A 12,431-nucleotide genomic window follows, 5' to 3' on the forward strand; every position below is an offset into this window, starting at 1 on the left:
ATACGGAATGCCTGCAAAAAGGCGGTTCCGCTTGAACATTTTAGACAACCTCACACCATGGAGCTGGGCGACTTATGACGACAGTGGACATAACCATACTATCCTGGGACCGGCTGGAAGACACCAAAGCCGCGATCGCCAGCGCACTGACGCAAACCGGCGTGGAGCTACGCGTAATCGTTGTGGATCAGGGCTCAAAAACAGAGAGCCTGAATCAATTGCGCGCATTCTGCCGCCAATATCCGAACGTGGACCTCGTTTGCAACGTTAACAATCTGGGTGTTCCAGGCGGACGCAATCAGGCCGCCTTTCAGGGCAACGGCGACTATATCGTCGCATTGGACAACGACGCGGAGTTCACCGACGAACACCAAATCGCCAACGCGGTTGAAATCATGGAGCGACAAAAAGATCTCGCCGCCATTGGCTTTCGCATTCTGCGTTTTGGCACCCGCTGCGAGGACCTGAGCAGCTGGAGCTATACCCAAAACGCCCACGAATGGGGCGACAAACCATTCTATACCACGCATTTCGTTGGCGCGGGACACATGATTCGTCGTAGCGTGTTCGATCAGGTAAACGGCTACGACGACTCGCTGTTTTTCCTGCAGGAAGAAGCGGAGTTGTCGCGTAAGCTGATCAACTGCGGCTACAAAATCCGCTATTCGCCAGAAGTGGTGATCGGTCACAAGGTCGCCGCGGAGCGTCGGGTCAACTGGAACGGACCCCGCTGGCGTTTCCATGTGCGCAACCGTTTCTATATGGACGTTAAATTCAGAACGCCTTTCGCCTCTTTGTGCCTGGGCACACTGCTTACGTTATACAAAGGCTTACGCGCCGGACTGATCCTCGACTCCACCGTCGGCTTCATGCAGGGGTTAGGCATGCTGCCGCAGGCCATTGCCTCCTGGAAACTTCCCGGCGTCGCGTCAACGCCCGCGTCCAAAGCCTATATCGCCTCCTGTTCCCAGAACCAGGGCGTATCCAGATGGCGTCGTATTCGACATCGGTTCAAGAAGGCCGGCGTGGCGCCGGGCCAGCAAGCAGCGGAGAGCAAATAATGGGACAAATGATGGAGCCAACCGGAATCAATTCACTGCAACCTAACCGGGCGCGCTGGCGCGAACTGAAAGCGCAGTTACTTGAAACCTTCGGCTCGGAGCTGCGCGGCAAGAAAGTTGTCTATCTGGATTATCCGTTGCACCTGAATCTGGGCGACCTATTGATTTACAAAGGTACGCTGACGCTGCTGGAGGAACTGGGCGCGCAGGTGGAAATGAGCTTCTCCACCAGCAACGCCGACCGCTTTTTCCGCACACGCATTCCAGAGGATCGAGTGCTGTTGTTACATGGCGGCGGCAACTTTGGCGACATTTACAGTATTCACCAGGCGTTGCGGGAAAAAGTAATTAAACAGTTTCCCAACAACCCTATCCTGATCATGCCGCAGTCCGTGCACTTCAATGAGCCTGAGAAGTTCCTGCAAAACTGCGCGCTGTATCGCGAGCATAAGAACCTCAAAATGTATGTGCGCGATCAGGAGTCCTTTAACTTCATGGCGCAGGCATTGGCGCCGGAGCAGCTGTTCATGGCTCCGGATCTGGCCACCATGCTGATCGACGAATGGACCTGGCCGCAGCAAATGCCGGAACGCACGCTGATGTTCCGCCGCAAGGACTGCGAGTCCGTATCCAGCGCAGCCGCGGCGGACGCTTTCGACTGGAACTCCTTGTACACCTCTATGGATATGAAGAAGTTTCGTCTGTTCAATCGCGTTTCAGGACTGGAGCGTAAGCACGACGTCAATCTGTTCACGTCGCCGCTGTGGGTGCGCTTCAGCGATGCCTTGATCAATAAGGCCGTGAATTTTTATCAGAGTTATGGACAGGTCGATACGGATCGTCTGCATGGCGCAATACTGGCCCTTCTGTTAGGCAGACCTGTGCTTTTATCGGATAACTGTTACAACAAAATCGACCGCTACGTGCGTTGTTGGCTGGTGTAATGGCGTTTTCGTCAGTTTGTAATACGGAGTCAATAGTGTGTTAAACCATCGGGCATGGAAGTTGATGTGGGTTTTCGTTGAAAAATTCAGCATCGTACTCATTTCCGTTTTCACTTTCTTCATCTACGCCAAGCTGCTGGGACCCGGCGAGCTCGGGTTGGCGCTGTTCGCCCTTTCCATCGGACAGGGCATCGGCGTTATTTATGTGGCTTTTCTGGAAGACCCGTTGGTGCGGCAAAACGATGTTCAGGCCGCTCACTTTGACTCCGCCTTCTGGGGCGGATTAGTGGTGAGTCTGGTCACCGCCGCGGCCGTCATGATAGGGAGCCTGTTCGCCAGCGACGATGTACGCTTTCAATGGCTGATGTTCATCTCTGTGCTGCATATCCCCCTGCTGACCACCGGCCATATCTATGTCGCGGATCTGCGCCGCAAGGGCAAGTTCAAGTCTCTGGCGAAACGCACCATGGGCGGAAAGCTCATTGGCGCGGCAGTGGGCCTGACTCTCGCCTGGACCGGATACGGCAGCTTCGCCATTATCGTCCAGAGTGTAATTATGGCCCTCGTAAGCCTGGTGATCATGATGCGCACAAGTGAGCTGCATATTGGCTCCCAGTTCCGCATGTCCGTGTTTGGAGAGCTGTTGTCCGTCGGCTGGCCTCTGGCGTTGCGAGGCGCCAGCTGGGACGCCATGAACCGCGGCATCGCGATTATTCTGGGCCTCACCGCCGGTTCTGCGGCAGTAGGCGTATACGGTCTCGCCCGCAGAATGATAGACATGCCTCGCAGCGCCATTTATGGCGGCTTGCTCAGCTATGCACTCCCGGCGTTCTCCAGAAATCAGCATGATCTGCCCAATTTACAGAAAATGTTCTGCTTCACCACTCTCACCACCTGCTTCATCGTATTGCCGATGTTCGTAGGACTGGCCCTGGTGGCGCCGTACCTGATTCCCACATTGTTCGGTGAAGAGTGGCGTCCGGCTGCGCCGCTGATTCAGATTCTGGCGCTGGTGGCGGCGGTGGGCAACACGCTGATCTATGTTCCCACGGCACTGACGGCGGTCGCCAAGAACAAGCTGACGCTACCATCTGAGTTGATCGCCGCCGGTTCCGCCCTGGTCTTTACGGCGGTTATGGGTGCGGAAATGGGCGCCCTGGCGGGTGCTTGCGCCTTTATCGTGCATACACTGATCGCCTCGCCGGCCAAAGTAATTGGATTGAAGAAGGCGCTGCATATCGAGCCCAGCGAGTGGCTGCGGACAGTGTACAAAAGCATCGTCGCCGCCACCTGTATGGTCGGAGCCGTCTACGCTTTCGTCACCTATTACTCCACACTGCATCCAGCGTTATTGTCAGCTACCATTATCGCCATCGGCATGATGACCTATCTGACCATGTATACGCTGCTGCACAAAACCTGGGTCTCCGATCTGAAAGCCTTCCTGATGAAGTCTTAACGATCACGCTCAATGGATACAAAAAAGCCGTTCCGGGACAATCCGGAACGGCTTTTTATTTGGGTCTTGAGCAGCCCTGAGTAGCGAGTCGGCGCTTAACTTTTGCCTGTGATCGCCAGCAGTTTCTGACGCCCCATCACCAGAGCCATGGCCGCCAGTGCCTTAGGGTGCGAAGCTAGAAGGTGCAGATCTCCACATGCCCACATCTTGCCGCCCATTTCCGCCGACTTCACATAGTTGCCGCGACGGCGATACGCCATTAAAAAGTCAGCGAACATCCATAGCTTCATCTTGGCGACTTCTTTCTTGGGCAGCTGGAATTCACGCTCTACATGACGAATAAACTCCAGCTTGTGCTGCAGGTTTTTCTCCATATCGTCAGTGAGATTGTCGCCTTCGTGGTTTTTGATCACCAGAATTTCCGGGACGGTATAACAGCCGCCCGCACGCGCTAACGCCAGCCAGACAAACCGATCTTCAGCGAAACGATAAGTCTCGGGAAATCCGCCAACCTGCAGCACAGGATCTTTCTCACAAATCACGCTGGAGGTGCCGTTAATAGTGTTCTCCAGAATCAGGCCCTCAAAGCTGGGACCCGTCTTCACGAGCTTTCTATGCCACTTCACCACACCGTTACATGACGACGACGTAAAGGTATCCAGCATCACGCAGTCTTTGCCTTCCCGCACCAATTCGTTCCACTTGGCGATCTGCATCTCCAGCTTGGCCGGCAGCCAATCGTCGTCGGAGTCCAGAAACGCCAGAATACGGCCGGTCGCCATCGCCATCGCGGTATTTCTCGCTGCGCCGGGACCGCCGTTCTCCTGACGCTTGAACTTGATGCGCGGATCATTGAATTCTTTTACGACCGCTTCCGGGTCATCTTTCGAACCGTCATCCACCACCACAATTTCTCCGGGCAGGACGGTTTGCTTGTAAATGCAGTTAAGAGCTTCTCTCAGCTTATCGGCTCTGTTGTAGATGGGAATAATAACGCTGATATCAGCGGCGGATATTTCCTTACTCATGCAGCTCTCTCGTTTCCGTAATTCATGCTTTACCGGAATGCAGTTTTGTCGAATGGGGCACACTTTAAGTGCATTAACGATAATTTTCTAATGTTTCATTTCGCGTAAAAAAGTGACGACATGGTGTCTATTAACAAGTGAAACATTAGAAAATCCAGCATTGGCGCGGCGGGCTTGGGGCTCTTAAGCAAAATGCGCATAGGTTCTCTTACATAAATTTAAGTTTCAACAAGCCTTATACCCTAGGCTTACTGGCCAGGACTATGCCAAGCGGGAAATTTAAGCATTTTTATCAATGGCTTATAGTAATTACCGAAGCAATAAAAACGCCATGCATGATACCGCGCCGGAGATTTTTTTCGTTGTACTCGTCGCCCCTGTCGGTTGACGCCCGCCACACGGCTGGCGTGATAGGTCGCGCATTAAGCTCCTTGTTAATGTTGTCTCGTGGAAAATCAGGTTTTGGCGTCCTATATTGACTGAAGGTTCTGTTTTTGCAGGTAAGTCGGGAACCAGCCGGTTCCTGTTTGATCGTTCCGCCAATGAAAGCCGGGCTCAACCCCGGCTTTCTACATTCACCAGGGAGCCGGCCGTCTTTCCGACCGCCAGCTTCGGCATAAAGGGATATTTGATCATGAGACATCAAGTAAACAGCTCCTTCCGTCAAACGATAAATTCACATCGTTTTCGCGGTATAAGTATGTTGTTGAAACTGTTTTACATCGCAGCCATTTGCACTAGCTGCGCATCGCCACCACTCCAGGATGAATCGACGGACAAGGAAACCGTCCCTCCTGTCGTCATCGACGACCTTGAGCCGCCTTCCGCCGGACTGGATGCGACGATTACCGCAACCCCTTTGCTGGAATCCGTCAGTCTGGTTCTGGACGGCAGCACCGATCTGCAGCACATGAATAACAAGGTGTACTACCGCAAGAAAGGGAACGGGAACTGGCATGACGCCTACTCTCTCGTTGCGGACCCTACCGATGATGCGCTTGCCGGCGGCATTATCGGACTGGAGGAGAATACCGAGTATGAGGTAAAGGTATCTTTGCTGGAAAACGGCTCGGTTATTCAATCCTTCCAAGCGGAGTTTAAAACCTGGCCAACGGACCCGCCCATCAATCCGGAGAAGGTGTATTCCATTGCGGACATCTACGATGGGGGCATGCTGGATCTGGAAGCGCTCAATATCTCTGGGACAGCGGAGGGATGGGCCAAAATTGTCGGCGACGGAAAAACCGTGATTGATGGCGGTTACGACAATTACACCGCCATTAAAATCGGCGGCGCCAGCTACGTGATGTTTGAAAACCTGAAAGTCAAAGGCGGTAGACTGCATGCCATCCACAGCCTGAAAGCTCATCACCTGCGCTTCCGCAATTTGGACGTTTCTGCTTGGGGCCGCACTTCCGGGGCGGTTAACGACGGCATTTCCTATGAGAAGCCCAGCGACGACGATCCCATCAATTACGATTCCGCGTTCTGGCTGGAATCAACTGGCGTTGTCGTCGTCGAGCGCAGCTATGTGCATGACCCAAGAACCGGCGCCAACACCTGGGAGTTCGGACATCCATCCGGTCCCAATGCCTACCTGATCTCCACTAAGCATTCCGAACCGGCTTACCGCGGACAAGTTGTGTTGCGTTACAACGACTTTGTCGGCGGCGACAAACACCGCTTCAATGATGTAGTGGAAAGCCGCTCCAACGGCTCCCGGGACGGAGGCTTTATTCGCGACAGCGATATTTACGGCAACTATTTCGCTTTCAGTAACGACGACCTGGTTGAGCTGGATGGCGGGCAGCACAATGTGCGCTTTTACGGCAATCGTTTAGAAGCTGGTTACAACGGTGTCAGTATCGCTCCCAACATGCGCGGACCCAGCTTTATCGCCGGCAACCTGATCCACGACCTGGGGGACGAACGCGGCATGGCCTGGACCGCCTTCAAAGCGGGCGGGTTGACGGTCAAACCGGAAGGCACAACCTACCTGTTCCACAATACCGTCTACGCCAAGGCCAATAGCCTGCACGGCACCGGTTACTCCGGCGATCGCGCCTTCAACGCTGTCACTCGCAACAATCTGCTGGTCAGCAGCGCCGGGTGGTCAGAGCGTCAGTACAGCATTCGCGATATTGCGCAGGAGCCCGGTTCCGACTTCGATTTCGACCTGCTTTACAGCACGCAGGCGGCGACGGCCGTAGTACAAGCCTACGGCGGCGCGGAGGAGAACGGCGTAACCAATGAAACGCCGCACTTCCGTGACGCGCCTGCAGGCAAGTTCAATTTGTTGGAAGAAAGCGCAGCCATCGACAAAGGAACATATATCGCCAACTACTCCAACGAAGTGGTCGGGACCGCCCCGGATATCGGGGCCTTCGAGTACGGCGTGGCGAAAATGATCCCGGTGCGCCCGATCAAAATCACGTCGGATGCCTATCGCGTGGATCTGGACGCCCAGTCTCCCGGAGCCCAAACCATCAAACTCAGCAACGGCGGTTCGGATACTGACTTCAAAGTATTGATCAATCAGCACGCGGACTGGATAAAAGTATCGCCGTCGAATGGAACGATATCCGGGGATGGAACCAAAGAGCTGGAAATCAGCATTGATTCGCAAAAGATGGGGGGCTCCGATTCCAGAGCCGGCGCCATCATTATCAAGTTTGATGACGGCTATTCAATTCCTGTCTCTGTATATGCGGATTAACATGACAAGTTAACAACTTTTAATATATAAATTTTGCGAACCAAAACAGGGCGTTAAATATATAAAATGCGCCCTGATTGCACGCTTAATTATGAAAGTCTTCTCACTCTTTGATAAGTGAGAGGACTTTTGTCTCTAATGGTCTTTTTATTGCAGCAATCTACTCGTAAACTAACGCCCGTGACGCATTCCTCACGCCGCCGCACAAGGGGAAAAGCGGACACTTTGTTATTAATTTCATAAGGCGCGGAGCAACAGGCGGCGCTCTGCTCAATCAGAACAACACCAGGATTTAATCCAACTTCCGCAACCATCAAACCTTGTTTTGACGGCGGCTTCTTATGGATTGAATTTGCTATTGTTTCTGCCTGCGCCCAATTAAATAATGCAGGGACGTTATTTAAGTATGCTATTTAATTCAAACGAATTTTTATTTGTATTCCTGCCCCTGTCGTTGTTGCTGTTTTATCTGGCGCGTAGAGCGCTGGGGAAACGCCCGGCGTTTATAGTTCTGTTTATTCTCTCCCTCGGCTTCTATGGCTGGTGGGAGTGGCGTTATCTGCCGTTGCTGATCGGCTCGCTGGCGGTCAATTTGTGGATCGCCGAACGCATACGCACCCGCAAGCAACGCAGCGACCTGGTGGTCGGCCTGTGCTTTAACCTGGGGTTGCTGGCCGTTTTCAAATACCTCGGATTCATCGAAGGCAATATCGAAGCCCTGTTCGGCATTGAGCTGGACTGGCCGAAACTGGCGCTGCCCATTGGTATTTCCTTCTATACCTTCCAGCAGATCGCCTTTCTGGTTGACGTCGCACGCAGCGACAGCGATGAAGCCACCGACCCCGCCCGCTATGGCCTGTTTGTGAGTTTCTTCCCGCAGTTGATCGCCGGCCCCATTGTTCATCACAAGGAAATGATGAACCAGTTCGAAGCGCCGCCGTCCAATGACAAGTTAATGCGCCTCGCCGCCGTCGGTCTGGCGATATTCGCTATTGGTCTGGCGAAGAAAACCATGATCGCCGACCCCCTGGGCGCATTCGCAACGCCATTCTTCGCCCGGGCTACCGAGGGGGGAGATATTCACTTCTTCATCGCATGGGCCGCCGCCCTCGCCTACACATTCCAGATCTACTTCGATTTCTGCGGCTACTCAGAAATGGCGATCGGCCTGGCGATGCTGTTCGGGGTGAAACTGCCCGCCAACTTCAATTCCCCATATAAGTCGCGCTCCATTATCGATTTCTGGCGTCGCTGGCATATGACCTTATCAAGGTTTCTACGAGACTATCTCTATTTCCCACTGGGCGGAGGACGCGTATCGCGCTGGCGCCGCTACATCAACCTGATGATTGTCATGCTGGTGGGCGGACTCTGGCATGGCGCTTCCTGGACTTTCGTCATCTGGGGCGGCCTGCATGGCTCCTACCTGATGATCAACCACGGCTGGCGCGCCATTGCTGACAAACCGATGCTGAAGCCGCTGAAAGGCCTGATCAGCAACCTGTCTCTGCCAATCACGTTCTTCGCCGTGGTTATCGCCTGGGTAGTGTTTCGCGCAGAAAGCTTTGACGCCGCCATGGCGTTCTATAACGCCATGTTCGGTTTCCACGGCCTCTCCGCGCCGGAAGAATTCCGCCCGCTGGTTGAAGCATTGGGACTGCAGAACTCCGTTTTCCTGTTCGCCGAAAACTACCGCACGGATTTCTACATGGGACTGATCTGGACGTTTGGCGCCGCCGTCATCGCGTTCTTTGCGCCCAGCACTTTGGAGCTGCTGCGCTCGGAGCGTCCCACAGCGGATTTCGACGAGATCGAAAGATCCTTACCGGCGCCGCGCAGCTATCTGCCATCGCTGGTCAGCATGCGGGCGTGGAGCTCTATCGCGGTAGGCGTGCTGCTGTATATTTCCCTGCGCGCCATCAACGCGGCAGCGGAAACAGAATTCCTTTACTTCCAGTTTTAAAGCATCAGGACTCGTAACACGGAAACGACGTAAATCATGACCAAGATGAGTAACGAGACACCAGGCTCGCACGTACAAACTGATTCGCAACAGGAGCGCGGCAATCCGCTTAAGTTTATTATCGGCGCGCTGGCGACCGCGGCCGCCCTGATGGCGATAAACACCGCGATTACAGCCAGCACTATCGGCCGTCCGACCGCATCGTCACAGACACTGTGCGATCAAGTGAACGCCCGCATAGACTTGGCTGAGCGCATGCAAGGACCCAATCTGTTGCTTATCGGAGGCTCCGGCGTACGCGCCGGATTTTCCGCGCAAATGCTAAGCGACGAACTCAATCTCAATGCGCTGAACTTCGGCCTGCAAGCCTCCATGGGTCCAGACCTCACGCTGAGTGAAGCCAAGCGCGCGCTGAAGCCCGGAGACACCGCATTACTGGCGTTTGAGTATCCCCAGTATAAGCACGATAGCTGGAATCCTATTGAGCTGAACTACGGCTTGGGTTGCGCAGCGACCTGGTTCAAACAGAAGCCGCTGCCGGAGATTGTCGAAGGACTGATGGCCACAGACCTCACCCGGATTGTTGATGTTTGGCGCTTTGCCTCTAAAGAGAACAAATCGCTTAATACCTTCGACTCCAACGAGCATGGCGACAGACTGCCGRAAAGTTTTCCCGCCGTTTCAGACAAAGTGAAACGCCGGTTGTCCCTGTATCAGCCGGTGAATATTGGTATTGATACGGAATCCCGGGGCGCACAGGCTATCAAAGCATTCGTTGAATACGCCAAAGCCAACAACATCAAGGTTTACGCCACCTGGCCAAACACCATTGATTTTCCCGAGTATCGCAAGACATCCGGCTTTCAACAGATTAAAGAGTTTTACGCCAACTTGGGCGTACAGATGATTGGCGAGCCGCAGTTGGGCCTGTATCCCACCACTGCCTTCTATGACACGCAATATCATCTGGATTACGCGTCAATCAAAAAGCGTACCCAGGATTTCATCACCGCACTCAAGCAAGAGCACATCAATTTCTCCGCCGCACAGGGCGGTTGAGTTCCCCTATTCTTCTCTCCCGTTCTCTCTGGCTACGTGATTGCTTCATGCAGCCTGAGAGAAGCTTGATCACTTACTGTCACAGCCCTCCGCCTTACCCGCCTACTAAGCCATCAAAAATATGAATGCATAGCGACATGGCTATCAGAGCCGTGTCACTCCACCCGATATTAGACCAGCGCAGATTAGTTCCATTTAAAAAACCTATTCTCAGGCTATGCGCAATCAATTGGAGCCTCTTTTTTATCGATTTTAATCTTGTGTCTGATACGCCACCGTTTGTTTTTATTCTGCCGCAGTCACACCAGCGGCGCGGAAGTCGCCACACCCCATAACAAAAAAAGGAGCTCCTGATGACGCTGAAGGAACTGGCCTACATCGTAGCGGTCGCAGAGGAATTACACTTTCATCGCGCAGCAGAGCGCTGCCACGTCACGCAATCCACTCTCAGTATTCAGTTGAAAAAATGTGAGGATTACCTCGGGGTCCAGATATTCCGACGTAACCGGCATTTAGTGGAAATCACACCGGAAGGCAAAGAGATTGTGCGCCTTGCGCAGAAGGCGTTAGCAGCGGCGGAACAGATACGCAGCCTGTCCAGAGACCTGCGAGCAATACGGTAATTTAGACAATCAATCACGCGATTTGGGGGCAATGTGTAGACTGGCTTTCACTGGTTTGGATAGGGGATAAGTCATGAAAGAACACAATGGATTCGCCTTTGCCGCGAGCCTTTTAACCTTAGCTTTGGCCTCACCGTTAAACGCCGCGGTAGGAAACTCGTATGCGCCAGTCGTAGACTCAGAGTCCTTCGACAGCGTCAAACAACGCATGGAAGGCGCCAAGGATGAAGTCGTCGCACGTCATAAAACATTGCTGGAAGAACGCTACGATCTGGCGGACAAACCGTCATCAGAGATAACCATGTCCAGAGGCAAGCCAGTGCAAACGGGCGTGCGGGTGAAGCTGGCCAATGGCGTGACCTGGGAGCAGCTCACCACGATGACGCCGGCGCAGATCAAACAGAAAGGCGTGTTTCCAAAAGGATTCCTACCGCTACCGCATCCGAATCACAGTGAAGGTGGCATGCTGTTTCCGCAGTTTCATATTGATGAAATTAAAAAGCAGGAGGGTCGAGATCTGACGCGTTTCGATCTGGACTTCGTCATGCCGGCTCATTTTCTACCGGAGTTTCCTGCGCCCATTTATCTCACCACCCGCCCGGACCTTGGAGATGTCTCTCATGGCGAAGAGGTGACCCTGCAGAATTACTACGAAATGTTTTCCGGCGTCCTCAACCCCAAGCAGCTGGAAGGCTTGCGTTTATTAGTCACGCCTTTTCCACAACAACAGTTCAACGCCACAACGGATCGACGGTCGGCCAAACCCAGCATGGGCGTCGCCTGTTTTGACTGCCATACCAACGGGCATACCAACGACGCCACTCACTTGGTCGGAGATATACGCCCGCAGGAGCGTCGCCACCGCATCAACACGCCCAGCCTGCGCGGCGTCAATGTACAACGCCTGTTTGGATCGCAACGCGCGCTGAAGACGGTCGAGGATTTTACCGAGTTCGAACAACGCGCCGCCTATTTTGATGGCGATCCGGTCATCGCCACCAAGAAAGGCGTCAATATTCTGGAACGAGGCAGCCAGGTTCATTTCATGGGCGAGTTTCAGGCGTTACTGGATTTTCCTCCTGCGCCCAAACTGGACCTGTTTGGCAAGCTCAATCCTGACAAGGCCACGGAGTCCGAACTGCGAGGACAGGAAATTTTCTTCGGTAAAGGCCAGTGCGCGGCATGCCATGTTCCGCCTTACTACACCGACAATCTGATGCACAATCTTAAAGTAGAGCGCTTTTACAACGAAGAGATGATCAATGGCATGCTCGCTGGCGCTGATGGCCCCATCAAGACCTTTCCGCTTCGGGGCATAAAAGATTCGCCAACCTACCTGCATGACGGCCGCCTGCTGACATTGGAAGACACAGTAGAGTTTTTCAACCTGGTGCTCGGCGTTAAATTGAACAAGCAGGAAAAACAGGATTTGACGGCATTTTTATACACCCTGTAAGAACCTTGCGGTTTTCGCTTAACCGATCAATGGTTTATAGGGCTGACGCCTCCGCCATATAAGAGTGTTTACGGTGGGTAATCTCAGCGCGGAGGCGGTTATAACTGGACTCTGGCCTGCGA

At 53.6% G+C, this 12,431-nt stretch carries 9 protein-coding genes; 8 read left to right on the forward strand and 1 reads right to left on the reverse strand.

Annotation, left to right across the window (positions count from 1 at the left end; all coding sequences use genetic code 11):
• Positions 1–74 precede the first annotated feature (74 nt).
• From KP814_RS12865 to KP814_RS12875, 3 genes are read left to right on the forward strand one after another with little or no spacing between them, the layout of a single operon-like run.
• Positions 75–1,061 (forward strand): glycosyltransferase family 2 protein, encoded by a 987-nt coding sequence (locus KP814_RS12865; protein ID WP_216737149.1) that lies wholly within the window; start codon positions 75–77, stop codon positions 1,059–1,061.
• Positions 1,061–2,005, forward strand: coding sequence for a polysaccharide pyruvyl transferase family protein (locus KP814_RS12870; RefSeq protein ID WP_216737150.1), 945 nt, complete (start codon positions 1,061–1,063; stop codon positions 2,003–2,005). The genes KP814_RS12865 and KP814_RS12870 overlap by 1 nt, the downstream gene beginning before the upstream one ends.
• A gap of 37 nt (positions 2,006–2,042) precedes the next feature.
• Positions 2,043–3,464, forward strand: a complete 1,422-nt coding sequence (locus KP814_RS12875) for an oligosaccharide flippase family protein (protein ID WP_216737151.1) — start codon at positions 2,043–2,045, stop codon at positions 3,462–3,464.
• 95 nt (positions 3,465–3,559) lie between these two features.
• Here the strand turns inward: KP814_RS12875 and KP814_RS12880 are convergent, their stop codons facing one another.
• Positions 3,560–4,492: a glycosyltransferase family 2 protein gene (locus tag KP814_RS12880; protein WP_216737152.1), complete on the reverse strand. Its 933-nt coding sequence runs from the start codon at positions 4,490–4,492 to the stop codon at positions 3,560–3,562.
• A gap of 700 nt (positions 4,493–5,192) precedes the next feature.
• Between KP814_RS12880 and KP814_RS12885 the strand changes: the two genes are divergently transcribed.
• From KP814_RS12885 to KP814_RS12905, 5 genes are all read left to right on the forward strand, one after another.
• A complete protein-coding gene (locus tag KP814_RS12885) occupies positions 5,193–7,208 on the forward strand; it encodes a hypothetical protein (RefSeq protein ID WP_216737153.1) in 2,016 nt (671 codons plus the stop codon).
• A gap of 406 nt (positions 7,209–7,614) precedes the next feature.
• A complete protein-coding gene (locus KP814_RS12890; protein WP_216737154.1) occupies positions 7,615–9,171 on the forward strand; it encodes an MBOAT family protein in 1,557 nt (518 codons plus the stop codon).
• 36 nt (positions 9,172–9,207) lie between these two features.
• The gene (locus tag KP814_RS12895) at positions 9,208–10,230 is read left to right on the forward strand and encodes a hypothetical protein (protein ID WP_216737155.1); all 1,023 of its coding nucleotides are present in this window, start codon (positions 9,208–9,210) and stop codon (positions 10,228–10,230) included.
• Positions 10,231–10,583: 353 nt separating this feature from the next.
• A complete protein-coding gene (locus tag KP814_RS12900) occupies positions 10,584–10,853 on the forward strand; it encodes a LysR family transcriptional regulator (RefSeq protein ID WP_127969502.1) in 270 nt (89 codons plus the stop codon).
• A 73-nt stretch (positions 10,854–10,926) separates the two neighbouring features.
• Positions 10,927–12,309: a cytochrome B6 gene (locus KP814_RS12905; RefSeq protein WP_216737156.1), complete on the forward strand. Its 1,383-nt coding sequence runs from the start codon at positions 10,927–10,929 to the stop codon at positions 12,307–12,309.
• Positions 12,310–12,431 lie beyond the last annotated feature (122 nt).

This window comes from Hahella sp. HN01, from assembly GCF_018986435.1.
In the GTDB taxonomy this organism is placed as follows: domain Bacteria; phylum Pseudomonadota; class Gammaproteobacteria; order Pseudomonadales; family Oleiphilaceae; genus Hahella.

Excerpts from the sequence above, each read along its gene's own strand:
- KP814_RS12905 (WP_216737156.1), top strand. The coding sequence starts at position 10,927 with ATGAAAGAACACAATGGATTCGCCTTTGCCGCGAGCCTTTTAACCTTA.
- KP814_RS12890 (WP_216737154.1), top strand. The coding sequence starts at position 7,615 with ATGCTATTTAATTCAAACGAATTTTTATTTGTATTCCTGCCCCTGTCG.
- KP814_RS12885 (WP_216737153.1), top strand. The coding sequence starts at position 5,193 with ATGTTGTTGAAACTGTTTTACATCGCAGCCATTTGCACTAGCTGCGCA.
- KP814_RS12880 (WP_216737152.1), bottom strand. The coding sequence starts at position 4,492 with ATGAGTAAGGAAATATCCGCCGCTGATATCAGCGTTATTATTCCCATC.
- KP814_RS12870 (WP_216737150.1), top strand. The coding sequence starts at position 1,061 with ATGGGACAAATGATGGAGCCAACCGGAATCAATTCACTGCAACCTAAC.
- KP814_RS12865 (WP_216737149.1), top strand. The coding sequence starts at position 75 with ATGACGACAGTGGACATAACCATACTATCCTGGGACCGGCTGGAAGAC.
- KP814_RS12900 (WP_127969502.1), top strand. The coding sequence starts at position 10,584 with ATGACGCTGAAGGAACTGGCCTACATCGTAGCGGTCGCAGAGGAATTA.